Annotated in this window: 16 protein-coding genes and 1 riboswitch; of the genes, 11 read left to right on the top strand and 5 right to left on the bottom strand. The window is 52.5% G+C overall.

Annotated elements, in window-relative coordinates:
- Positions 1-61 precede the first annotated feature (61 nt).
- Entirely contained in the window at positions 62-1,402 is a 1,341-nt protein-coding gene (locus BD_RS05245) for a glycine--tRNA ligase (RefSeq protein ID WP_011163664.1), read from the bottom strand.
- A 125-nt stretch (positions 1,403-1,527) separates the two neighbouring features.
- On the opposite strand from BD_RS05245, the gene BD_RS05240 reads away from it, so the two are divergent.
- From BD_RS05240 to BD_RS05210, 7 genes are all read left to right on the top strand, one after another.
- Positions 1,528-1,881 (top strand): photosynthetic reaction center cytochrome c subunit family protein, encoded by a 354-nt coding sequence (locus tag BD_RS05240; RefSeq protein ID WP_038451098.1) that lies wholly within the window; start codon positions 1,528-1,530, stop codon positions 1,879-1,881.
- A 140-nt stretch (positions 1,882-2,021) separates the two neighbouring features.
- Positions 2,022-5,090 (top strand): efflux RND transporter permease subunit, encoded by a 3,069-nt coding sequence (locus BD_RS05235; RefSeq protein WP_041583486.1) that lies wholly within the window; start codon positions 2,022-2,024, stop codon positions 5,088-5,090.
- Entirely contained in the window at positions 5,087-5,500 is a 414-nt protein-coding gene (locus BD_RS05230; RefSeq protein ID WP_011163661.1) for a YbaN family protein, read from the top strand. The genes BD_RS05235 and BD_RS05230 overlap by 4 nt, the downstream gene beginning before the upstream one ends.
- A gap of 103 nt (positions 5,501-5,603) precedes the next feature.
- Positions 5,604-7,226, top strand: coding sequence for a right-handed parallel beta-helix repeat-containing protein (locus BD_RS05225; RefSeq protein WP_041583485.1), 1,623 nt, complete (start codon positions 5,604-5,606; stop codon positions 7,224-7,226).
- Positions 7,227-7,333: 107 nt separating this feature from the next.
- On the top strand, positions 7,334-7,774 hold the full coding sequence (locus BD_RS05220) for a hypothetical protein (protein ID WP_231839287.1): 441 nt from the start codon (positions 7,334-7,336) through the stop codon (positions 7,772-7,774).
- Positions 7,775-7,840: 66 nt separating this feature from the next.
- A complete protein-coding gene (locus BD_RS05215) occupies positions 7,841-8,287 on the top strand; it encodes an OsmC family protein (protein WP_011163658.1) in 447 nt (148 codons plus the stop codon).
- Positions 8,288-8,339: 52 nt separating this feature from the next.
- On the top strand, positions 8,340-13,217 hold the full coding sequence (locus tag BD_RS05210; protein ID WP_011163657.1) for a hypothetical protein: 4,878 nt from the start codon (positions 8,340-8,342) through the stop codon (positions 13,215-13,217).
- Between the two features lie 2 nt (positions 13,218-13,219).
- Here the strand turns inward: BD_RS05210 and BD_RS05205 are convergent, their stop codons facing one another.
- Positions 13,220-13,621, bottom strand: a complete 402-nt coding sequence (locus tag BD_RS05205) for a hypothetical protein (RefSeq protein WP_144313912.1) — start codon at positions 13,619-13,621, stop codon at positions 13,220-13,222.
- Positions 13,622-13,689: 68 nt separating this feature from the next.
- Here BD_RS05205 and BD_RS05200 point away from each other — a divergent pair, with 68 nt between their 5' ends.
- Complete coding sequence (locus BD_RS05200) at positions 13,690-14,490, top strand: Mrp/NBP35 family ATP-binding protein (protein WP_011163655.1); 801 nt, start codon at positions 13,690-13,692, stop codon at positions 14,488-14,490.
- A gap of 445 nt (positions 14,491-14,935) precedes the next feature.
- Positions 14,936-15,019: riboswitch (cyclic di-GMP riboswitch) on the top strand.
- A gap of 158 nt (positions 15,020-15,177) precedes the next feature.
- Here BD_RS05200 and BD_RS05195 read toward each other — a convergent pair.
- A complete protein-coding gene (locus BD_RS05195) occupies positions 15,178-16,245 on the bottom strand; it encodes a branched-chain amino acid aminotransferase (RefSeq protein ID WP_011163654.1) in 1,068 nt (355 codons plus the stop codon).
- Between the two features lie 264 nt (positions 16,246-16,509).
- On the opposite strand from BD_RS05195, the gene BD_RS05190 reads away from it, so the two are divergent.
- Both BD_RS05190 and BD_RS05185 read left to right on the top strand, forming a co-directional pair.
- Positions 16,510-20,943 (top strand): tail fiber domain-containing protein, encoded by a 4,434-nt coding sequence (locus tag BD_RS05190; RefSeq protein WP_231839286.1) that lies wholly within the window; start codon positions 16,510-16,512, stop codon positions 20,941-20,943.
- 201 nt (positions 20,944-21,144) lie between these two features.
- Entirely contained in the window at positions 21,145-22,926 is a 1,782-nt protein-coding gene (locus BD_RS05185; RefSeq protein WP_231839285.1) for a hypothetical protein, read from the top strand.
- Here BD_RS05185 and BD_RS05180 read toward each other — a convergent pair.
- Positions 22,923-23,243: a hypothetical protein gene (locus BD_RS05180; RefSeq protein ID WP_011163651.1), complete on the bottom strand. Its 321-nt coding sequence runs from the start codon at positions 23,241-23,243 to the stop codon at positions 22,923-22,925. The genes BD_RS05185 and BD_RS05180 overlap by 4 nt on opposite strands.
- Positions 23,244-23,354: 111 nt before the next feature.
- On the opposite strand from BD_RS05180, the gene BD_RS05175 reads away from it, so the two are divergent.
- Positions 23,355-24,194: a LysR family transcriptional regulator gene (locus BD_RS05175; RefSeq protein WP_231839284.1), complete on the top strand. Its 840-nt coding sequence runs from the start codon at positions 23,355-23,357 to the stop codon at positions 24,192-24,194.
- Here BD_RS05175 and BD_RS05170 read toward each other — a convergent pair.
- Positions 24,191-25,630 carry a methyl-accepting chemotaxis protein gene (locus BD_RS05170; protein ID WP_011163649.1) on the bottom strand — a complete coding sequence of 480 codons (1,440 nt, stop codon included), beginning with the start codon at positions 25,628-25,630 and terminating at the stop codon, positions 24,191-24,193. The genes BD_RS05175 and BD_RS05170 overlap by 4 nt on opposite strands.
- Positions 25,631-25,647: the final 17 nt, after the last annotated feature.

The following is a 25,647-nucleotide window of genomic DNA, read 5'->3' as shown; positions in this document are numbered from 1 at the left end:
AAAGGGAGTGCGATGCACTCCCTTTTTAATTTAAAGCAGCTTCAGCTCTGCCCCTGTCGGGCTACTGATTAAAGGTCTTCAACTTGGCTGCGATGTATGCGTTCAACTGAGTGATCGCCACGCGCTCTTGAGTCATCTTGTCACGGTGACGAACGGTCACCGCCTGATCATTGATGGTGTCAAAGTCCACAGTCACGCAGAACGGTGTGCCGATCTCGTCCTGACGACGGTAACGTTTACCGATGGACTGGGATTCGTCATAGTTCACGTCGAAGTCTTCAGCCAATTGGTCACGCAGTTTTTCAGAGATAGAGCTTAGCTCCTCTTTTTTGGACAGAGGCAGAACTGCCACTTTGAACGGAGCGATTTCCGGGTGCAGACCCATCACCACGCGAACGTCTTCTTTACCCGCTTCGTCTGTCGTCACTTCCTCACGGTAAGCATCACACAGGAACGCCAGGAACAGGCGATCACAACCCACGGCTGTTTCAATCACATAAGGGATGTATTTCTTTTTGTTCGGTTCGTCGAAGTACTCCAGGTTTTTACCGGAGAATTTCATGTGCTGGGACAAATCGAAGTCCGAACGATTGTGGATACCTTCCAATTCAGAGAAGCCCATTGGGAACTTGAATTCCACGTCCACAGCCGCTTTCGCATAGTGCGCCAGCTTGTCGTGATCTTTGAATTTCAAATTCTCTGGTTTGATACCGAACTTGATATAGAAATTCCAGCGACGCTCTTTCCATTCTTTGAAGAACTGTTCGTCCGTGCCTGGCTCTACGAAATATTGCATTTCCATCTGTTCGAATTCACGGGTACGGAAGATGAAGTTTCCTGGTGTGATTTCGTTACGGAAGGATTTACCAATCGCCGCGATACCGAATGGAATTTTATAACGGGATGCCTGCTGACAGTTCTGGAAGTTCACGAAGTGACCTTGAGCAGTTTCCGGACGCAGATACACCACGCTGCCGGAATCTTCCAAAGGACCCATGTGAGTTTTGAACATCAGGTTGAAGGATCTTTCTTCAGAAAGATTCTTGCTGCCGCAGTTCGGGCATTTCTTTTCGTTGATATAGGAATCCGTGTTATCCGCACGGAAGCGTGTTTTACACTCCTTACAGTCCACCAATGGATCGGAGAAACCATCCACGTGACCGGAGGCTTTCCACACCATCGGGTGCATCAGGATCGCGGCATCCAGACCCACGATATCAGGTCTGCGGGTCATGGCATTCCACCAAGCACGCTTCACATTCAATTTCATCAAAGAGCCCAGAGGACCGTAATCCCAGCAACTTCCAAGACCGCCATAGATCTCACTGGATTGGAATACAAAACCACGACGTTTGCTGAGGCTCACAAGAGTGTTTAGGTCCTCAAGATGCTTAATTTTCATGCAGGGCTCCAAGTTTTGAAAAAGGGACAAAGTCCCGGTGCTTATCGTTACACTTGGGTCCAGAACCAGTCAAGAAATCAGGGTCTTGCCTTGCCTGAGGGCGGGTCCTCGGACAAGCTATTCCTATGCAGCGCATCCGAAAATGGTTCTTCCTTCCCTTCTTGCTGGTCCTTCTGATTCCACAGGCTCACTCCGAGTCTGTGTCCAAATTTGTGACAAAAGAAGAAAAAATCCGCGAAGAGATGATCGTGATCTCCCGCGAACTGGGTGTGACCTGCAATGCCTGCCACAATGTTCAGAACTTCAAGGCTGATGATAAAAAGGCTTTCAAGGTCGGCAAAGAGCATATGAAATTGACTCAGATGCTTCGAGAAAACGGCATGGATGGAAAGAAGAGCGCTAAAGCCACCTGCTACATGTGTCATCGCGGCAAACTGATGCCCGACTACAAAGAACCCGCTAACGCGAAGGCTTTCTAAGAAGTCCCGTAATTTCACAAAAAAGTTCCCTTGGGTGTGAACCTCACCCCCCTTCTTTTCGTCTAAACTGACATGCCTTAATGTCCCCGCATTGACTCCGACGCCAATTGGGGAAAAATGTATTGTGCGAAAGGACCACTATGAACCTGATTGACCTCTCGATTCGACGCCCGGTGTTTGCATGGGTTCTCATGTTTGCATTAATTGTTTTTGGCGCCATTTGCATGAACCGCATGGGTATCTCGCAGCTTCCCGATGTGGACTTCCCGATTGTCAGCGTTTCTGTGGACTATGAGGGCGCTGCCCCTGAAGTCGTCGAAGCCGAGCTGCTGGATCCTATCGAGGAAAGACTGCTTGCCATCGAGGGCATCAAGGAAATGCGCTCTTCGGCCCGTCAGGGGTCCGGCTCTGTCACGCTGGAATTTGATATCAACCGCAATGTCGACGTGGTCTTGCAGGAAGTGCAAACCGCCCTCAGCCGCATGCGCTGGCCTCCGGGTGTGGACCCTGCCACCATCCGCAAACAAAATCCTGAAGAAGACCCGATCATCATTCTTTCCGTCTATGGCGAGGCTCCGCTCAAAGAGATGATCAACTGGACCGAAAACTATCTGCTCGACCAAGTCCGCTTCCTGGAGGGCGTGGGCGAGGTCAGCATCGGTGGATTCAGTCAGCGCAATCTGCGCATCTGGGTGGATCCGAAAAAACTTTCAGCCTTGTATCTGACCCTGACTGATGTTGTGGATGCCATCAGCTCCCAGCATCTGGAAAGTGCCGCAGGCCAATTCACCGAAGGCGAACGCGAACTGCGTGTGCGCTGGTTGGGGGAAGCCACCAATGTAGAAGATGTCGCCAACATCCAGATTCTGCGACGGGGCGGCCAGCGCATCCACGACCGCAATATCTTTATCCGGGATGTCGCCCGGGTTGAGGACGGGCTTTCAGATATCCGCCGTGTTGCCCGGGTGGATGGCCGTCAGGCCGTTTCCATCATCGTGCGAAAGCAGCGGGGCACAAATGAGGTCACCGTCGCCAACGAGGTTCGTGAAAAACTGACCAGCATCAAGGACAACTTTCCTAAAGGCTTCAACTTCCGCGTGAATGTCGACTTCACCCGTCCGACCGATGCGACCGTGAATCTGACCATTGAAAAACTGTGGGTGGCGGCATTGATCACCATTCTGGTCTGCTTCCTGTTCCTGGGAAGCATCTCGGCTGCCGTCAACATTCTGTTTTCCATCCCGACGTCGATTGTGGGAACATTTGTCATCCTGTACTTCTCAGGGTTCACCCTGAATTTGTTCACCCTGCTGGCACTGACATTGTCGATTTCCATCGTCGTGGATGATGCCATCATGCTGCTTGAAAATATCGTGCGCCACTATCGCATGGGAAAACCATCGGCCAAAGCCGCCTCGGATGGCTCCAAAGAGGTTCTGCCGGCCGCCATCGCGGCGACATTGGCGGTCATCGCCGTGTTTCTGCCGGTGGTCTTTATGGATGGCATTATCGGGAAGTTCTTCTTCCAATTCGGTGTCACGATGAGTGCGGCGGTGTCGCTGTCGCTGCTTGAAGCGGTTACGATCACCCCGATGCGTGCTGCCGCCCTGTTGTCCAGTGAGCCCAAAGTTTCCAAACTGGAGCACTGGCTGGACGAACTGTTTGAAAAGTTCGCGCACTCCTATCAAAAAATTCTGCACGGCACTTTGCGATTCAAATATGTGGTGGTGATCGGCTCTTTGGTGTTCTTCGTTGTGTCCCTGTTCCTGGTGGCCAAAGTCCGTCAGGAATTCGTACCGGCGCAAGACCAGGACTTTATCATCATCAATGCGCAGATGCCTCCGGGCACTTCGCTTGAAAAAACCAGCCGCGAAGCTGAAAAAATCGAAGCCATCCTGAAGCAGGATGCATCCGTTGAAGGCTTTGTCGTTTCTGTCGGTGGCGGCGGTGGGGGTTCCAACGTCAATCAGGTCTTTCTGCCCGTGGCCCTGAAACCCCGTGCGGATCGGCAGCAAGGTCACCTTGAAATCATGAACAAATGGCGTGCCGAGTTTCGCAAGCTGAAGGACATGCGTGTTTCCATGCGTGATATTTCGGCGCGAAATCTTTCTTCAGGCCGTCAGAATCCGGTAGCGATCAATTTGCGTGGACCGGACTTGAATGTTCTATTTGAAAAATCCCAGCAGCTGATGGAGCGCCTGGAAAAAGAAAATCTGGCGGTGGATCTGGATTCGGATTTCCGTAAAGGGATCCCGGAGCTGGTTCTGACCCCGGACCGCAAAGCCATGGCCGCCCGGGGAGTCTCTGTCGAAGACGTGGGCCGCATTCTTTCAGCCGGCGTCGGAGGCTTGCGGGAAGGCCGCTACACCGCCGATGGCCGTCGCTATGACATCCGCTTTAAATTCCTGGAAGATCAGATCCAGAAGCCGGAGGATTTCAAAAAACTGTATGTGCGCAACAACTTCGGAAACCTGATCCCGCTGTCCCAGTTGGTGAAAATCGAAGAACAATCCGCCATTCAGGGCATCAGCCGCGTGAACCGTCAGCGTGCGATTTCCGTCTTCGGCAATCTGGCACCGGGACAGTCGCAGGCAAAGGTTCTGGACCGCACCAGCGCCATTGCCAAAGAAATTCTGCCGACAGGGTATTCCTTCGCCCTGGAAGGCGCCTCGGCCGGATTTGCGGATTCATTCAAAAGTCTTTATTCCGCCATGCTGGTGGGGATTCTGGTGGCGTATCTGATTTTGGCAATTCAGTTTAACTCTTTCATCCATCCGGTGTCAGTTCTGGTCGCCCTGCCCTTCAGTGTGACCGGCGCCCTGGTGGCTTTGTGGATGTTTGATGTGTCACTGAACCTGTTCAGTTTCATCGGCTTGATTGTTTTGATGGGTATTGCAAAAAAGAACTCGATCTTGCTGGTCGAATTCACCAACCAAGTGCGCTATCACGGCGAAAAGGATATTTCCAAAGCCTTGCTTCAGGCCTGCCCGATCCGCCTGCGCCCGATTCTGATGACATCGGTGGCGACCGTGGCGGCAGCCATGCCACTGGTGATCGGACATGGCATCGGTTCGGAAACCCGGGTGCCGATGGGTCTGTCCATCATTGGCGGAACAATCGTTTCGACACTGTTGACTTTGTTCGTGGTTCCGGCTTTGTATTTGATGCTGTCACCACTTGAAAGCAAAAAGAAAGAGGTCGATCTGTGAAGCTGATTAAGCAGACAAGAAGAACCGCCTACTTTGTAGCAGGCTGGATCTTTCTGGGGTTGGGATTTGTCGGCATCTTTCTGCCGCTGCTTCCGACAACCCCGTTTCTGCTTTTGACCGCTTACTGTTTCGCCCGAAGTTCTATCCGCTGGCACAAGTGGCTTTTAGCGCAACCCCACATGGGGCCGTTGATTTTAGACTGGCAAAAACATGGTGTGATCCGCACTCGCGCCAAACTGATGGCCACCGGACTGATGGTGCCTCTTGTTTCCGCGTCATTGTTCTTTGGTAATGTTCCCATCTACGCCAAAATATCCGCGGCAGTCGTGTGCAGTTGCGTTCTGATTTTCATCTGGACAAGGCCTTCGCAGGCCAAATCCAGCCGGTCTCAGATGGGTACACGTTCATAAGTTTTACAGCCAAAAAAGCTCCTTAATTTTTTTTCAAGATTACAGGCACCCCCCTGTTCTCATAGCAGCAACCCGCCGAAGAGTCTTGTCCAGGGGGATCAGAATGCTCAATTTCAGGTACTTGCACAAACTGGCAGCAATCTGTGGTGGCTCAGTTCTATTGTTTGCCTTTCAGAACTTCACTCCCAGCAATTTGAATTCACGCGTCTGCAGTGAATCCAAAATAAATGAAATTCTGGCTCCCGCCACGGCCGAATCCAGTGCAGCTGTGGTGGACTGCTCCGCCCAGCTGCCAAAAGGAAAATCCATATCCAAAAGACTTCAGTTCCGAGGCCCCCAAGCCTCGGGTGTCACCTTTGATTGTAATGGCAGCATCCTGAACGAAGCCGGGATTAATGCCGGTAAAGACATGATTCAGGTTTTTTCCCGCAAGGTGCAGAAAAACGGTGAAACGCTGTGGGAACGCCCCAGTGACGTGACCATCAAAAACTGCACAGTGCTGGGGGCTGTGCGTATCTATGGAATGAACACCAACGGGGAAGGGGCTGACTTGCGCGCTTCTTCCATTTCCGAAGGTCACACCGAGCGGGCCCAGGCTGCCGCCCCGACCCGCATCGTTTTGGACAAGATGAAAATTCAGGCAAGCTCACGCATTCCGCTCTATATTTCTCCGGGTGTGACCTATGTGAAACTGATAAATTCCAATATCAGTGGCTCTTCCACCAGTGTGGCGGTCTATCTGGATGCTGAATCCGGGCACAACCTGATTCAGAACAACTCCATTCATACGGATACTGAAAAACGTGAGCTGATCGCCATTGATGGCTCTGCCAACAACCGCATCATCGGCAATCGTCTTTCTGCGCTCGATAACGGCGGTATCTATCTTTACCGCAACTGCGGCGAAGGCGGCACCGTTCGTCATCAAACCCCGAGCGGAAATCACATCATCAACAATATCTTTTATTACAACAAATACGACGGCAAGAATCCGGCCATCTGGGTGGCGTCCCGCAATGGCAACCGTAACTACTGCAATGCCGACAACGGCTATGCCTTCGGAAGCAGCACCAACAACAACGATCTGGCCCGCAATAACGTGATTGCTCAAAATCAGTTCTATAAGTTCCAGCCGGAAAAAATCGTGCGCGTCAGCGACTCTCCCAACTATCTGCTGGCGAACGAAACTGTTTCTGCCGATAAAAAACGTGCTTCGGGCTGTTACCTGAAAGCGGCCTTTCCGTCTGAACTGCTGGGGCACGGACTATCAACCCAGCAATTCCTAATCAGCGGGGCCGTGGTCTGCAAGGAAACAAAATACACCTGTACTGACGGTGTGCTTTCCACTGCCAAGGCCACCTGCCAAGGGGTCAGCGTCAAAACCAAACCGTTTGACTGTCAGGCTTCTGGCAACAACTCGGGTTGCGGAGGCACTGTGCGCTGCGATTCAGGGCAAAGAATCATTGGAGTTCGAGCGGCCTGCAACCTTGAAAACGGCCGAGTGCCCGCCTCTTACATCAACGGCGTCGGCCTGAATGTGGCGTCGGTACAAAGAGCCTCTGATAAAGTCAAGGACGGCCGCTGCCAAATAGATAACGTTGCGATAAGCTCTGGCAGCGCCTCGGTGAGAGCTTCCGTCGGTTCGACCTATCTGAATTATTCCTGCCGCGAATACGACAAAAACGGCGGCGACTGCCACGTCATCGGGCAGGTGTTGTGCCAGTAATCGGCACATCGACATTCCAGAGTGAGAATGCCGCTCTCTACACCCTTTGAGTTAGTTCTAAGCTGCGCACAAAGCTTGCTCCTTCATAAAAGAATGAAGGAGTGTGGATGCACTGGTCTTATCTGATTCTCATTTTGGGACTGCTGGTTTCGGGTTCTGCTTTTGCGCAGCAATCACGCCCGGCTTCATCCGATGGACTTTACCGCTTAAACAGTGGCACCGACAACTGCCCGTTTGAAATTGAGCGCAGCGAAGACTGCGACGGCTTTGCCCTGCATCCATCGTCCGATGGTGTGGCCCACGAAAGTGTGCGCTTTTGCCAGATCAACAAAGGCTTCAAGGTTCAGCAAAAACCCGGACAAAAAATCTTGAGCGAAGTTGTCAGTCGCGACAACTATGTGCGCAAACAGGAAACCACCATCTACATCGATAAAGACAATTCACTGAGTCTGATGCAGGAAGACACCGTCATTCAGGACGGGCCTGATAAATTCCTCTGGGAGCACAGCCGCAACGGTCGTGGGTTTAGCTGTCTTTATTCAAAATAGTCTTGTCATCGCAAATCCCTGCTCTAAAATCAGATCCATCTTCGGCACCTTTCAAAGGATGGATTCATGCGCGCTCAGGTTAAACGAATCGATGGTCACCACTTTAAATTCAATGTTCGTGGCATGGAAGGTGACATCGACGTCACAGCTCCTGATCAAGCTCCCCAAGGGCCGACTCCGAAGGAAATGCTGCTGGCGGCGTTATGCTGCTGCACCGGCACGGATGTCATTGATCTAATGGCGAAGTTTCAGGTTCAGTACGATTCTTTTGAACTGGAAGCCAAAGCCCCCCTGACGGACAAGCACCCTAAAGTCTTTTCCCGCATTGATTTGAGCTATCATTTGAAAGGCTCGTCGGTGGATGCCACTCAGGCTGTGGAAGCGGCAAAGCGCTCGACCCACCAATATAGCGGGACAGCGGCGATGCTTTCAAAAGCCTGCCCGATTTATTACTCGGTTTGGGTGAATGATAAAAAAGTCGCCGAGGACCAGGTTCACTTCGTATCATTCTGATAAAATTTTAGGGTTCCTAAATAACGTGAGGTTTTAATCCGATAAATAGTTCATGAACTACTCGGGACGTCTCGGATCAACTGGCACCTTATTGCTATTGCTGTCTCTTATTTTGACGGGCTGTAACATCTCGGCAAAACTTCAGGATCTATTGTCATCAGAGCCAGTGCAAGCTGAACTCAAGATTTCTGATATAGATCCCTATATCATCGTCAACGCCGGCAATGTCTCGGCCAAACTCATTTCCGGGACCTGCGGCAATAACGAAACCTCGCTTCAAATCAAACTTGATTCCACAGTTGTGGCATCCACAACCTGCGACAACAACCAGTGGTCAGTGACCTACGATTTCTCCGCGGTGCCGGACTCTAGCGCCCTGATTTTAGAAGTTCAAGAAACCTTGACCACCGGCGAAACCCGCACCGAATCAGCCACGATTCTAAAGGACACGGTTTTGCCCCAATTGAGCAATCTCAACAATATCATCATTCCGGCTGAACCCCAGTCGGCGGCGTGGAGCTGTCTGGATCCTGCAGATCTGTGTCAGTTCCGCTATCTGGACAGTACGTCCCCGGCATTCGTTTTTATCACAGAGAATTTTACAGCAACAAACAATACAACACTAGCCACCCCGGGCATTCGCTATCTTTACGTTCAAGCCGCTGACAAGGCCCAAAACCTATCTGCTCCCCAGCAAGTTCAGATTTATGTCGGCACTCCCCAGATTTTCATTGGCACACTGATCAAATCCACAACTTTAAATGGCGTGGAGGATCTGAACATCCTGGCACCGGCCTCATTACCAGAGATGGCCCTGTTCAACAATCAAACTTGCACTGGTACCCCTTCATGGGTCAGTACAGCGACCTTTATTGACAACTGGAATCTGGATGCGGGCGCCCAAGGTGGCACAGCCTACGTCAGCGTCAAATTCCGAACGGCCACACTGGATGAATCCCCGTGTTACCACGACTCTATTCAATGGCCGACATACACCACCCACACCATGTGCACCAACACCACTTCCAGTCTTTCCCGCGGCCGTATTGTCGACTCCGGCGGCTTGGCAGGAGTATACCAGAATGACGAACTCTGCACCCTGGATCTGACACTGACCGGTCCCGCCAAGTTTTACATCGATCTGCTTGATACAGAAAACGGCTATGACTTTGTAAGAATCTATGACAACGGCACCGAGGTCTTCAGCGAATCCGGCGTGGTTACACCTATGCTAGTGAACACGACCTCCAGCACAGTTCGTGTTGAGTTTGAATCCGATGGCAGCGTGACGGACAATGGCTTTGATATTCGCTGGGAAGCCACCGGGGCAGACCCGGCCCCAGCCCCCATAATGACCCTGAATGGCGGCGATCCCATCGCAGTCAGTGCCACCGTCAGTGTAGCACTCAGTGCCCCATCACCTATGAGTCAGACATATCTGACCGAAGACCCCAGCTGTTCTGCCGGGGGAGCGTGGGCGTCCTTTTCCGCCACGACAAACTGGACATTCTCTGACGCCACCTCTGGGCCCAAAGAACTTTATGTGAAATTCCGCGATGCCTTTAACAGCGAAACTTTCTGCTCTGTTGCGACAGTCACGCTGGAAGTTCCTGAAATCTTCATCGACTATCCTGCCACCTCTGACCAGATTGGCAACTCGCTGGAGCTGGGGGGCTATTGTTCTGTCCCGAACAAGCAGGTTCAACTCAGCGGAACGCTGAGTGCGACAACCACCTGCACCGTGGATCAGGAGTGGTACTACACTCTAGACACTTCCAATCTTGCCAACAGCTCTACAGTGAATGTCACTGCCACACTGAAAGACAATGACATCACTCTGGCCAGCGACAGCAAGACCTTCACAATCACCCGCACCCTGTCGATTCAATCTCCGGCCAACGGTGCCATCATCGGGCCCAGCACACAATTCAGCGGTTCTTGCAACGTGAACGGAGCCACCATCAACATCACCAGCCCGGTGACAACCTCAACCACGTGCAGCGGTGGAACATGGTCTTCAGCCATCAGCGTGCCTGGCGCCGACGGAGCTGCCATCACCTTCACCGCCCAGTTGATGCAAAATGCGATCGTTCAAGAAACCAAAACCGCCAGCTACACGCTGTCCACGACACCACCCACGATTCAGATCACCGGAGCCCCGTCGGGCGTCAGTGTCCTGAACTCGGTCAGTGTGAATTTCGGCGGCGCCACAGTCAGTGCCTTCCGCTACAAAGTCGGAAACTCTGTCGATTGCTCGTCCTTGAGCGGCTACACTGCGGAAGCGGCTGCGCCCGCCAGCCGAACCCTGGATCTTTCCGGAGCTAGCAATGGCGACATCACCGTCTGCGCTATCGGTAAAAGCAGTGTCAACGGACTGTGGCAGGATTTTGCCGCTGCCACCAGTGTCAGCTGGACGAAGGATTCCGAGGTTGTGGCTTCGATCACTTCCAAAAATATTTCCATCAACGAAGGAACCACCAACAACGCCGTGACCTTCACACTATCCGGAACCAAAACTTATGACGTGAAAGTTTACTATAACTATTTCGGTGATCAGATCTATATGGTCGACCACAACCTTGCCCCCGGCTTTGTCACCATCCCGGCAGGCTCGCTGTCAGCATCCATTTCTTATGACACTTTCGACAATGGTCTGACCGAAAATGATCGCAATCTCAGAGTCTTTATCAGTCACACCGACCAAGCGGCGGTCCGCATCGGAACCTCCAGCCTGGTCTATCATCTAATCAAGGACGACGATGCTGTCTTTACGACGGCCACAAAGATTGTCTCTGCACGCTACAACCAATGCGCCATTTATTCTGACGGCCGCATGTTCTGCTGGGGCGACAACTACAACGGTCAGCTGGGCGTCGGCCACAAAAACCGCGTCGGCACCAAAGTCGAACCTCTTGCTGGCTTCACCGTCCTGGATGTTTCAATCACAGACCAATATGCCTGCGCTGTCACCACGGCAAAAAAAATCAAATGCTGGGGCTACAACTATTATGGCCAGCTTGGTAATGGCAACACCACCGAACAGACCAGCCCGGTGGACGTCGACAGTGGTGAAAATTATGTCAAAATTTCCACAGGCGCCCAGGGAGCCTGTGCATTGACCGAGCTGGGTAAAGTGAAATGCTGGGGCCGCAACAACTCCGGCAATGTCGGAGATGGCACAACCACAGACCGGTATTCCCCGGTCCTGATCGATGGGACCGTCAACTATACAAGCATTCACAGAAAATCCTCCACCACCTGTGGTATCACGGACACCCAGGAGCTGAAATGCTGGGGCGGAAACAATCAACAGCAAATCATTCCCGGCAGCACAACCAACGTGCTCTCACCGACAGTTGTGGACGCCGGCACAAGCTATCTTTCAGTTGCCGGCGGCGCTACCCTTTGCGGTGTGACGACTGGCCAGAAGCTGAAGTGCTGGGGCTGGAATGGCAACTCAGTCGTCGGCGCCATGACGGGTACCAATCCCGTCGTCACACGCACCACCATCGATGCCGCCACGGACTATCTTTCTGTCTCGGATGAAAGCGGCTATCGCTGTGCGATCACTGCCGCCAATGATTTGAAATGCTGGGGGGAAGTGCGTGGCACCGTCAGCTCGGAACAAACCACCATTCTGAACACGCCGACGCTCGTCAACGATGGTATAAAGTACTCGCAAATAGCCGCCGCATCGTACGGCGCATGCGGAATTTCCACTGACGGACAAATTGTCTGCATGGGAGACAACTACAACAACTGGTTCGAGCCTCTGCCGCTCTTTGATATGGCAACTCTGGATCCCAATACCACGATTGCCCACTATGGTGTGGGCTCTGCCGGAGCCTGTGCCATCAAAAGCAATGGCCAGGCCGTGTGTGTGGGAAGCTATGCGGGCTCCGGGTACACAGTTTCCACACCAGCCGTTGTGGATAATGGCTCCGACTTTACTGGCGGAAAGGCCTCCCCTTCCAACAACGGCAGCTGTGTCATCAATGGCAGCGGGCGCATGATGTGTGCTGGTGCCAATGGCTTCGGTGCGGTGGGGAACGAATCCATGGACTCTTCCGTTCAATACATGTCGATGGTCGCTCCTTCTGTGAGCTTTGCCATGACGGCCCGAGAAACTTTCTATTGCGGTTACGGTCTTTCCACCGCCGGAAAGCTGTATGCCTGGGGTGCAGAGTCAAACTGCCCAAGTCGAACTCCGACAATGGTGGATGCGGGCACCTCCTACAGAACTGACTCTTTGGTTGTTGCCAGCAGTCTGGCCTGCGCCATCACGACAGGTGATCAGATCAAGTGCTACGGCTATGACGACGGCAAAGGTCATCTGGGCGGGGTCTCGCGCACCACGCCAACTGTTCTGGATGGTGGGACTCTTTATAAATCGATCGCTGTCTCTTATGCGCATATCTGCGGACTGACTTCTGCGGATAAGCTGAAATGCTGGGGAGCCAACAACCAGGGTAAGGTCGGAAATGGCACGACCACCAATACCAGCGTCCCTTACACCGTCGACTCAACAGAAAACTTCACGAAGCTGAGTGTGGGGACTAACGCAGTTTGCGCCATCACCAGCGGACAGGTTTTGAAGTGCTGGGGCTACTGGGGTGATTACACCGGTAACATGACGGTCACCTCCCCGACAGTGGTCAATGGCAGTGAAACCTATCTGGATATTCAGGTGGGCAGCAACTCGGCTCTGGGACTCACCACCGGCGGAAAATTGCACTATTGGCCTTCGGCTCGCTTCGACCAAGCGCCGCTGGCGATCGCTTCAAGCCAAAACTTCACCAGCATCAAAGGTCACGGCGAGGGCAATACGTACTGCGCGATGAATGCGTCGGGGCATCTGTGGTGCTCGAAAAACAGATGGGATGGGAATTTTGTCTCAACTCCACGCTATATGCCGTACCGACGACAGTAAGCCTAGGCTGTTTTATTCAGGATGGCTTTGTAAGCCGTTTCCAGAAACTCCAGGGATTCTTTGTCGCTGCGGCGAATTGCAGTCTGATAGGCTTCAGTAACCAGCTTCAGCGACGCTCCGGCCGGCACGCCCAAAACCTCATAGGCGTCCCAGCTGTGGCCGTTGTAATTAAACATCACATTCAGACACTTGGTTTTTACTCCAGATAGATCAGGATGCACCTGAGGGGTTGAGGCCTGACGACGCAAAGGCTCAAGACCCGCCTTTTCAGGGGGAGCCGCCTCCATCAAAGGGGGAGCGCTGTCCTTCGCATTCAGGTTCAGCTGCGTCGGCCGACGGCTGCCTCCTCGAGAAAGAAGATACCAGGCAATGAAAGCCCCCGCTCCCACTAGGTTCAATGTCAAAAAGTCTTGGCTATTCATCCAAGTTCTATTATTGGTTGGGTGGACAAAATTAGCAAGGAGTCCCATTCATGGCAGCCCCAAATCCTTTTGAAAAGCAGACCGCGATTCCCGGAGTGAAACACATTATTGCCGTCAGTTCGGGCAAAGGTGGCGTGGGTAAAAGTACTGTGGCAACGAATCTTGCCATGGCTTTGGGCAGAAAAGGCGGCAAAGTCGGCCTTCTGGATGCGGATATCTATGGTCCCAGCATTCCTCGTATGTTGGGTTCCCTGGCGCAAAAACCTCAGATCAACCCGGACACCAACCAACTGGAACCGGTGGTCCGTTACGGCATCAAACTGATGAGCATCGGCTTCCTGGTCGAGGAAGGTGCGGCCGTGGTTTGGCGTGGACCTATGCTGTTCAAAGCGATGGATCAATTCCTGCGCGACGTAAACTGGGGCGAGTTGGATTATCTGGTTGTGGACCTGCCTCCGGGCACAGGTGACATCCAGCTGACCCTGGCGCAGAAAGTTCCAGTGTCTGGTGCGGTGATGGTTTCCACTCCGCAAAACGTGGCGTTGGTGGACGTGAAAAAAGCCGTCGACATGTTTGCCCGTGTGAACGTGCCTTTGTTGGGCATGGTTGAAAACATGGCCTACATGATCAACCCGGCCAACGGCGAAAAAATGCAGTTGTTCCCGAAGGGCGAAATCGACTCCTACGCCCAATCCAAAGGCATCAACAAACTGGGTGAGATCCCCTTCAACCCGTCTGTCGGTCTGGCGTGCGAAGCCGGCATTCCAATCGTAGAAGCCAACAGCAACGGCGCCGAAGCGCAAGCCTTCATGAAAATTGCGGATGAAATCCGCGAACTGCTGCCGGTTTAAAAAGAAACCTGTAACAGGTTTCTTTTTTCATCCAATTTCTAATTTTCAATTTCAAAAAGCCCCTCATCGAGGGGCTTTTTCTGTTTCAAGTCTGAACAAATATCCGTCTGTTTTCCCACGCTGATACGCAAATCTGACGTAATTTGAGAATCGCACGTGGTCCCCTTGAAAATAAAACTTTGGTCGAGCTATCCTGATTTTGTTGAAACCACAAGGCTCGGGAGACTTACCTCGGGTAAGTGAACGCTAGTAGGGCCAAGCGAAGGAGGACACGGATGAGAACACATGAACATCACGATGACGAACTGAAGTGAAGATGCGTCACCAGGATTACTACAAAGAGGTTGGGTTCATGCCTCTCTAAAGAAGAATGGACTGGTTGGATCTGATGAATAACTCATAAGGAGGTTCCTAGGGTTATACTCGTTAGGATATAGATCCTTCCTTTGCCTCAAGGCAAACCGTCGGAAACGGCGGGACGCAAAGCTAAAGGGGTGTCGGTGCAAAGCCACGCCAGCCAGCTGCCAAAGGTCATGAGTCACCTGAGGAATCAGAGGTGTGCATATGGAAGGAACAAATACATACAAGGATTGGTTTCATTCCCCTTAGCTAGCGAGTTATCACTGACGATTCCTCGCTAGCACTTTTTTTGGCGAACGAATTTCTTAAGACAAAATCCCTGAAAAATTACTTCTTCAAAGGAACAAGCCAGTTCAAGGTATCGGCTTGAGCGCCACGCTGGATCGCCGTTATCTCGTTGTACAACTGTGTGCTCAGAGGTCCGTTTTCGTTGTTGTTGATTGTCCAGTCTTTCCCCTGATAGTGCAAAACACCCACTGGGGAAATCACCGCCGCCGTACCCGTGCCGAAAGCTTCTTTCAATTCACCTTTTGCCAGACGATCCACCACTTCCGTGATCGTGATACGTCTTTCCACCACTGGCAGATTTTTAGAGCGCAACAACTGCAGAATCGCATCGCGGGTGCCACCAGAAAGAATGCTGCCATTCAATGCCGGCGTGACGATTTCATTATCGAAGACGAAGAACACGTTCATTGTGCCGACCTCCTCAATACCCTGGTGCTCGACATCCAGCCACAGAACTTGGGCATAGCCCTTCTTCTTGGCTTCCAAGGCCGCCTTTAAACTCGAGGCATAGTTCGCCCCGGCCTTCACCGCACCCAGGCCCCCTGGAGCTGCACGGAGGTACTTTTCCTCGGTCCAAATCTTGATTGGTTTTGTGCCTTCAGAATAATAAGAACCCACCGGAGACAACAGAATAAAGAACAACGTTTCACGGGAAGGACGAACCCCCAGGAACGGCTCAGACCCAATCAAGGTCGGACGGATATACAAAGACGTGTTCGGCCCTTTTGGAATCCAGCGCTCATCAGCCGCCACCACCTGGTGCAGACCTTCCATGAAAAGGTCCATTGGCGGAGCTTCCAGGCACAAACGAGCAGCGCCTTCAGCCAAACGGTGATAATTGAACTCAGGACGGAAGAAGACCACTTCGCCGCTTTCTTTGCGGAAGGCCTTCATGCCTTCAAACAAAGCCTGACCATAATGAAACACCGAAGCCCCGGGATCCAAAGAAAGCGGCCCATAAGGGACGACGCTGGCTTCAGACCAGCCCTTGCCTTCAGTGTATTTAGCCACAAACATGTGGTCAGAAAAATGCTGCCCGAATCCAAGCTGATCAGAGGGTGGAAGGGCTTTCGGAGTGTTGGTTAGATTCTTCGTAATTGTGGTCATAGAAAGGACCTATCGAACATGGTCGGAATGGTCAAACATCCATTGGCCTTTTTTACATTTTGACAGGCAGTCCCCGGCCTCGGCTAACGCCCTGCAATCTGAGGCTGACTTGTCTCATTAAAGAACACTCGCGGAATCACCTAAGAAAGAGACTCACATATTAAGGATTCTTCATCGTGAAAAACTCGTTTTTTCGGTCAAAAAACCGATAAGAAAGACATGAGAAACGGAACGTCGCTTGTGTCATTCTTAGCACTCCTTTTTATGGCTGCTGTCAGCCATGGCGCCCCCAATTCTTTGACCTATCAGGGACGGATTATCAAGTCCGATGGGGCCGCTCTCGAATATGCTCATGTCAGCTTCCTGTTTGAAATCACAAACCCGACCGGAACTTGTGTCATCTACCGCGAACAAGTAGACGATGTGAACATGCTGAACTCCAAGGGAGTGTTTGATGTGCCGATCGGTTCAGGCACAAAACTGTTCCCAGCTTCCCCGACTTTTAAAATGCTGGATGCATTTAAGAACTCATTGGCACACAACTGTTCGGGAGGTTCGACCTACACAGCCGCATCCGGCGACACCCGTCTTTTGAAAGTGCAATTCCACGACGGCAATGGCTGGAAGGTCATCTCCCCGTCCAATGAAATTCGCTCGGTTCCTTTTTCCGCCTACGCTCTGTCTGCAGAGTCCCTGGGCGATAAAATCGTCGACGACTTCCTGCTAAAAGCCGGTCTGCCAACGTGCGCGGGCGGCACCTTCCTGACGTGGAATGGAACAGCTTTGACGTGTGCAGGGATCAGTGGCGCTAACGGCGGCACTGTGACTGATGTCACTTCTTCCAATGCTTATATTACGATTGCCAACGGCACTTCGACTCCGGCGCTGACTCTGAACGTGGGCACAACCGCAGGCACGGTGGCTGCCGGTAACGACGCCCGCTTCTCTGATGCGCGTGTTCCATCAGGAGCCGCGGCGGGTGATCTGGACGGCACTTATCCGAATCCATCCGTAGCAAAAATCCAGGGCACAGCGGTTTCCAATGCGGCTCCGGCCAATGGCAACTTCCTGAAATACAATGGGACAGCGTGGACTCCATCGGCCATCGCACAAAGTGATGTGACCGGCCTTTCGGCCACTTTAAATTCTTATATGACGGATGCGGAGTTCAGCGCCGCCGTGGTCAACGCGGGCTGTGCGGCTCACGAAACCATGTACTGGAATGCCGTGGCCGGCTTTTCTTGCCAGGCGATCAATGTGTCCCTGGCCGGAGACGTTGGTGGCACGATCGGCGCCTCTTCTGTCAATAAAATCAAAGGTGTGACGGTGGATACAACGGGTCTGGTGGCTGGTCAGATTTTGAAGTACGACGGCACCAAGTGGGCTCCGGCAGCGGACAATGACGCCAACTCTGGAGGGACTGTTACGAATATTGCGACGGGCACCGGTTTGTCTGGTGGTCCGATCACTTCCACCGGAACTATTTCTTTGGCAAACACAGCGGTGACTCCGGCAGCTTATGGCTCCACTACTTCCGTGGGCACCTTCACTGTGGATGCTCAAGGGCGTCTGACCGCGGCTTCGAACGCGGCGATTGCCTTCCCAGTCACGACCGTGGCTGGCAGAACTGGTGCTGTGGTACTAGATGCCGCCGACATCACCAGCGGCGCTGGCAAATATCTGACTTATCGTCCGAACAACACCGCTTGTACTGACGGGCAGGTGTTGAAATGGGTTGCGGCAAACAATCGTTGGGAGTGCGGTACTGATACTGACACTTCCTCCGGTGGTACCGTCACCAACATCGCGACAGGCACGGGACTTTCCGGAGGCCCGATCACGGCAACTGGTACGATTTCTTTGGCTAATACGGCGGTAACGCCCGGCGGATATGGCTCCACGACTTCAGTGGGCACTTTCACTGTCGATGCTCAGGGCCGTCTGACGGCGGCTTCAAATGCAGCGATTGCCTTCCCAGTCACGACCGTGGCTGGCAGAACTGGTGCTGTGGTACTAGATGCCGCCGACATCACCAGCGGCGCTGGCAAATATCTGACTTATCGTCCGAACAACACCGCTTGTACTGACGGGCAGGTGTTGAAATGGGTTGCTGCTAACAGTCGTTGGGAATGTGCGAACGATACGGATACCGACACGTCTTCCGGCGGTACAGTGACGAACATCGCAACCGGCACTGGTTTGACTGGTGGTCCGATAACTTCGACAGGCACTATTGCTTTAGCTAATACCGCTGTAACAGCGGGTTCTTACACTCGCGCTTCCATCACTGTGGATGCTCAAGGTCGTCTGACGGCGGCATCCAGTGGTGCGGCGATCAATCTGGCTTCTGATGTGACTGGAACTTTGCCAATTGCAAATGGTGGTACCGGAGCAACAACAGCGATTGCGGCCTTCAATGGTCTTTCCCCGCTAACAACCAAAGGGGATGTTCTTGCCAATGACGGCACCAACGACGTTCGCCTGCCTGCAGGTACGAACGGTCAGGTGCTGACGGCGGACTCGGCTCAAGCTTCGGGTTTGAGATGGGCTACTCCGACTGTGGGTACTGTGACCAGTGTCACGGGCACGGCTCCGGTTCAAGTTGCAACGGGCACAACGACACCTGTCATCTCTGTGGATCCGGCAACAACCGGCGCTCGTGGGGTTGTTCAAGTGGGTTCTGGTATCGCGGTTTCTTCAGGCACAATCAGTGCGGATCCGGCGAACTTCCCTTCTGCGGTTCCTGTCACTAAAGGTGGTACCGGTGCCACTTCCATCACAGCCGACCGACTGTTGGTTTCTAACGGCACCGGCACAGCTGTGATCCCCTTCACCTGTGCCGTGGGTCAGACCATCACCTTTAATGCTTCAGGGGTGATGGGTTGTACAAGCTATTCAGCGACATCTCTGTTCGCCAACGGCGGAAACAGCTTTGGTGCCGCGGCGACCTTGGGAACCAACGACAACTATGGCTTGAACTTTGAAACCAACGGCACCCCTCGCATGACCATTTCCAATGGTGGTGCTGTCGGGATTGGAACAACATCCCCAAGCTTCAATCTGGACATTCAAAGCGCTGACGCCTTCCAGGCTCGCCTGTGGCATTCTTCCGATGGTCAGTACGATGGCTCTGCGATGATGATGACCCGCACGCGTGGCACCCTGGCTTCCAACAGCGCAGTGACTTCCGGCGATACATTGGGTGGCTTCTATTTCCGCGCCCATGATGGCACCAGCACGGGCACCACGAACTCGGCCATCGAAGTCAGTGCCGGTCAAAACCACACGACCTCAACTCGTGGCTCTTACATGATCTTTGAAACCACCATCAACGGCGCAGCTTCCCGTTCAGAACGCATGCGTCTTCACTCCAATGGGAATGTGGGCATTGGACAGACCAGCCCAAGCTACAAGCTGCATGTGGGTAACAACTCTGACGCCACAAACGGAATTGCCGTCAGCGGTTCTTCTGTAACTTCCCTGGATCTTTTGAACTCAAGCTTCGGTGGTCTGTGGCTCGGTGTGAACTTCTCCGGAGCTACTGTCAACGGTATCCCTGCCAACGGCATGGGTATGTCTGTTGGAAACAGCACTATCATCTTTGCCACAGGAAGCACGCGCACGGAACGCATGCGCATCAACAACGTTGGTAACATCGGTATTGGTGTGACCAATCCCGCGCAGAAACTGGATCTTTCCGGCGGCGCCATTCGTGCTGGTACGGCCTCCTCCGTTTCCGGCAGTTTACTGCTCGTAGACAACTACTCTAATGGCAACATAACCAACATCGGTACGGAATACTCCAGTGGCGCCCCATCAATTGGTTATGGTGTTTATCCTGCTGGATCCCCCGGAAGCTTCCTCTCTTCGTCGAGCTCAGCTGGTTTGGCTCGCGCGGCGATCAATGTCGGTGGTACTGACGGTATTCGCTTCTACAGTTCCGACGTGCAAACCGTCACTGCGGCAAGCGCCGTCACCGTGTCCGAACGCATGCGTATTGCGAACAACGGAAATGTGGGAATCGGCACCAACAATCCAGGCTATCCATTGCATGTCAGTGGTACGGGCTATATCCACGACGGATCTTCTTATCTGGAGCTGCTTTCCCGCGCAGATTCAGCACTGAATGTAAATAATAACCACGCGACAAAACGTGGCTTCACGATTCACCAGACCAATAATGCCGCAAACATCGCGCAGTTCTATTACTGTCCAGGCGGAGTGTGTTCCCAGAAATTCTATCTTGATACCAATGGGAACATGTGGATCGCCGGCAATTTGACGGAAGCGTCTGATGCCCGTCTGAAAACCGACATCCAAATCCTGCCAGACAGTTTGAATAAGGTGCTCGGTCTAAACGGTTACAGCTACTACTGGAAAAATCCGGAAAACAAAGAAAAACAAATTGGTTTGATCGCGCAGGAAGTGGAAAAAGTATTCCCTGAAGCGGTTCGTACTGACAAAGACGGATCCAAATCCGTGGCCTATCAAAAACTGGTGGCACCACTGATCAATTCCATCAAAGAACTTTATCAGATCGTGATTTCTGAAAACAAAAAGCAGGATCGTGAGATTGCCTCGCTCAAAGAAAACAACGCCGTTCTGGTTCACAAGGTTCAGTCTTTGGAACAGCAGAACCAGGCCTTGAAAGACGCCATCTGCGAAGTGAATCCGAAAGCCAAAGTCTGCCGCAAATGACGCCATCCGCCCTCGCTACGATGGCGGACAAAGTCAAAAATACATTCAAGTCTCGCGATTTCAGTGCCGCCCCAAGTCCTCTGTTAACCATTTCGACAGCCCCCTTTCGTCCATCCGCATTTGAATGGATCCCGACGTGGCCACTGTTTTGCTTCGTAAAAAGTCATGCGTCGCTGTTTTGTCTTTTTATTTGGCTTGCTCATGATATCTCCGGCCTCAGGTTTGGCCGTGGCCGACGTCTGCGCAAAACCGATTGTCTCAATTCGAGACATTCAAGATGAAGAAATTCTTCATCCCCAACTGACTGGCACGCTCTATCAAAGAGCCTTCCTGAAGCTGGCTCAGCGCCTTAGCCTTGAGAACTTGAATACGGTTGAGTCCTATGCTCACACCCTGTCTTTGCGCCTGACCAAGGAACAAACTGAAAGCTTCAAAGCCGAATACACTCGCTTTGCCCAGGCAGAGACTTACGAAGCCTTCCTTCAAATCATCAAAAAAGCTGACTACTGGAAGTCTTCTTTGCGACTGCCTAATGCCTACGTGGCCCTGGTAGCCGCATTAGCCCGCCATATGGGTGAAATTCACCTGAACACAGCCGAGATCGAAGCCCTGTGGATAAGCCAGAACTGGCCTGCACAAGAGGGCCAGTCTCTAACCCGTCAACTGGCGCAATTGTCGGGAGCTTTGGATAAACGCCGTCACCTGACCGTAGCCGAATACACCGTCAGCCTTCGCGCTTTGGGTAAAGACTGTGCCAACATCACTCAAGAAACCCTGCAAAAGAAACTGCGGGAGGATTTCTGGCTGACTCTTAGAAACAAACAGGCCACTCGGGCCGTTGGAACCAAAGTGTTCCTGAATCAGGATGTCCTGGCGGACATTCCCGCTTTGCGCCTGCCTGATCAGAAACTGCGTCTGGGCGAACCCCGCCCCGTCACTTTGAAAACTTACACTAACGAAGACTTCCGCACCTACATCAACAAAAGACATGACATCAACCGCAGGGACAATCTGGAAGTCATCCGTTTCTTCCACACCCATTACGGAGATGCCCCGTTTGCCGTCGTAAATAAAAAGGCAAAGCTGATTCAGTTCTTCCGCGTCGACGGTCAGGAATTGTCCCGCAACGCTATTGAAACCTATCCGGGCGATGAACTGAACTCCGGTGGGGCTGGCATCTATCACTTCACCTCGCAACAGGATGGATTCGTCTTCCTGCAAGCTGAACGCGACCTGCAGATCCGGGCGGCCTTTAAAACCAATGCCTCCCTTTCCCGCGATATGATCGTGTACGTCCTGCCGGAAACGGCCGACCACCGCTTCCGCATCCGCAATCACCGCCTGACGTTTGGAGCGGCCAAGGTTTTCCGCAACCGTCTGGCCTATAACTACAGCCCGATGAACCGTGAATTTAAAACCGTAAAGATCAAGGTCGACATCGACGACAACTTTGCAAAAATTTATGCGCAGGCCCTGCAGGACGAAAAAACGACTTTGATGGGTCTTTTGAATATCGAGGACGATGAATACAACATGCTGGCAGAATTCGCCTTCGGTGTGATGTCCCCTGAAACCAACTTTGGTAAAAACTGGAAATACCGACTGAAAGAGCTGGCTCCGGTGGCCATTGCCCTGCTTAAAGGCAACGGTCTGGATACCGATGAAAACAGCCGCGGACCAACTCAGATCAAACGCATCCCGCAGGTGATAATTGAAAAATACAAAATGGAAAAAAGCGACTTGAAGGACCCGAAGTCCGCAGCCATCGCGACCCTGGCTTTCAGTGCGGATCTGCTAAAAGACCTGCGCAACGTGGCCTGGCAGCACCCGGACATTATTGAAGAAAACCTGCAGGACTATCTGTATTACCTTTATCAGGGACGCCGCTGGGAAATCCGCGACGCCACTGCAACACCAGACAAGAATGCCTCAATCAAAAAGATCAAACAGGCCGTCTTGCTGATGACAATTCAAAACAACTAGTAAGCCGGGCAAGACACCGTCAGACGGTCACTGCTATTTTTCAAAGAAAGATCCAGATCACCCTCAACAACCGTGCTGGCCGAGCTGTCACCTTTGGAAACGTTTCCGATATAGCGGCCGTCCACCAAAACCACGGACACATTAAAACCACTTTCTTGAGTGCGCAGAACATAAGCCGCCAGATCCGTGTTTTCTTTCACTTCCAAAACCAGCTCTTCAGAGCGCAGGGTGTTCTTGGTTTCAAGCACGCAGACTGGAGCCGCGAAGGACGCAGAAGAAGACAGGATCACAAACAGGGACACGATAGCTTTTGTCATAGTAAACCTCTTTGTCGGCCCTTATAACGCACAAGCTTTACAATCGAAATTGAATAATTATGAATTTAATAATAAGATATTCTTATTATGTCAGAGCCGAATATTTATCATTTGAAGTATTTTTCAAAAGCCGCCGAACTGCAAAGCCTGGCCGCTGCCGCCAAGGCCCTGAATGTCAGTCAGCCGGCCATCAGCCAGGCTATACGCAAGCTGGAGGACACTCTGGGCTGCGAGCTTCTGCTGCACACCAAAAACCGCTTCAAACTGACCGAAGAAGGCCGCCTGCTGCTGGAAAGATCCCGCGGGATTCTGAGCCAGCTGGAAGATCTAAAAGCTGAACTGAAGGGCCGCTCTGAAATTGTTACAGGCTCTTTGAGTATTGCGACCTCCAGCGCCGTAGCCCACTATCTACTGCCTCCCCGCCTGAAGGACTTCATGAAAGCCCATGTGGAAGTTCAGCCCGAAATTCACTTCGGCACAGTACCGGAAATTGCCGAGCTGGTTCGCGGCGGCAAAGCCGACTTTGGGATCATTATCGAAGAAAACCGCCTGCCCGGATTTGAAAACCGACTGCTGGGCGAGGGTGGCTTCACATGTGTGATTCGCACCGGAGCACAATGGCCGGCGGCCCCCCGGTTCCTGGCAACACAGGAAAGTCCCGGTTGGTCTGAGCTGCAAAAGGCCTGGCGTCGCCATACGGGGACCGACGCCCGCGCCGCTCTGACGGTCGAAAACTGGGAGGTCATCAGTCAGATGAGTCTGCTGGGTATGGGCGTCGGCTTTGTCCCGGACTTTATCGCTGAAAATCAAAGCGGCCTCAAAGCCGCTGAAGAACAAAACATCTGGGCTGGCAAGATCCGCTATAAGATATATCTGATTCACCTGGGCGAGCACCAATTGGCCAAACCCGCCCGGGTCTTTGTTAAATCTCTGGTACAGCAGGGTTTCTAAGCCGAAGCACTGCCCTTGATAGCCACACGAAGTTCTTCCACGACTTTGTTCAGAACTGTCGCCTGCCCCGCCAGCTCCTGCGAAGACGCCGCCGCTTGTTCGGAAGCCGCCGCATTTTCCTGAGTGACCGTGTCGAGCTGATTCATCGCCTTGCCGATTTGCGTGATGCCATTGGACTGCTCGCTGGTGGCGCTGGCGATTTCAGAGTTTAAGCTAGAAACCTTTTTCACCGAGCCCACAATTTCAGTCAAAGAATCGACACTTTCATTGGCCCGCTCAAATCCGGCCTGAATGCGCTCCACACTGGAGTTGATCAGATTGGAGATGTCCTTGGCTGCGTCACTGCTTTTCAGCGCCAGCGTGCGCACGGCTTCGGCGACCACTGCAAATCCTTTTCCCTGCTCGCCGGCACGGGCGGCTTCCACGGCGGCATTGAGCGCCAGCAAATTTGTCTGGAAGGCCAGATCATCAACGACGCTGGTGATTTCCTGGATTTTTTTGGAATCCTGATCAATGACTTTCATCGCCTCAAGCAGGCCTTGAATTTTCCGTTCACCGTCTTCAGCACTTCGTCGGGTGCCTTCTGCCAGATCCGTGGCCGAGGCCGCATTTTCAGCATTGATACGCACCATGGCGGTCAGCTCTTCGATGGTTGCCACCGTCTCCTCCAGAGAAGAAGCCTGCTCGGTGGCACTTTGTGAAAGCCCCTGGGATGCGGTCGCAATCTGTGTTGCCGTGTGATTCACCTGAAAGGCATTTTCACCCAGGTTTCTAAGAACGCTGCTGATCGCCGCTGACATCTTTCGCAGGGTCATTGCCGCCAACAGCACGCCCAGTAAAATCACCGCACTGCCGGTCCAGATCAGAATCTGGAAGGTACTGGAGATGGCATCTGCCGATTTTTTCTTTTGCTCTTCCAACTGGGCCTGATGATGAGTCAGGATTTCATCCAGGGCCTTGTCGCCTTCCAGACGTGTATCACGGCCCACGGAAGAAATCAGACCCAATGCTTTTTGGTGGCCATCAGCATCGGCCATGATTTTTTGAATTTCCAGATCGTTGTCCGACCAACGATTGTACGTGGTCAGAAACTTTTCCAGACTGCTTTTTTCCGTCGCATCGGCGACCTGCATACGATCGGCAACAATGGTGCGAATCCCGCTGTCGAGTTTTTTAATCTGGGCCGAGTTGTTGGCACGTTTTTCCAGATTATCATAGAAAAGCACATAGTTTCTTTCATAGATCATCTGCCCGTGAAAGGCATCCTTCAGGTTCAGGGCTTCAACAACGCTCTTAAACTGGACATCGGTGACATTGGAAACCACGTCTCCGACACGCTTTAAATTGTACAGTCCGACGCCGGCCACACCCACGATACCCGCACAGAGGATGGCAACGATAAGACTCATTTTCTGACTTAGACTCAGTTGTTTCATGAACGCTCCCTTAATAT

The organism is Bdellovibrio bacteriovorus HD100 (assembly GCF_000196175.1).
GTDB lineage: Bacteria > Bdellovibrionota > Bdellovibrionia > Bdellovibrionales > Bdellovibrionaceae > Bdellovibrio > Bdellovibrio bacteriovorus.
The sequence above is the reverse complement of the archived record's forward strand: the minus strand, read 5'-3'. Positions and strand labels throughout refer to the sequence as shown.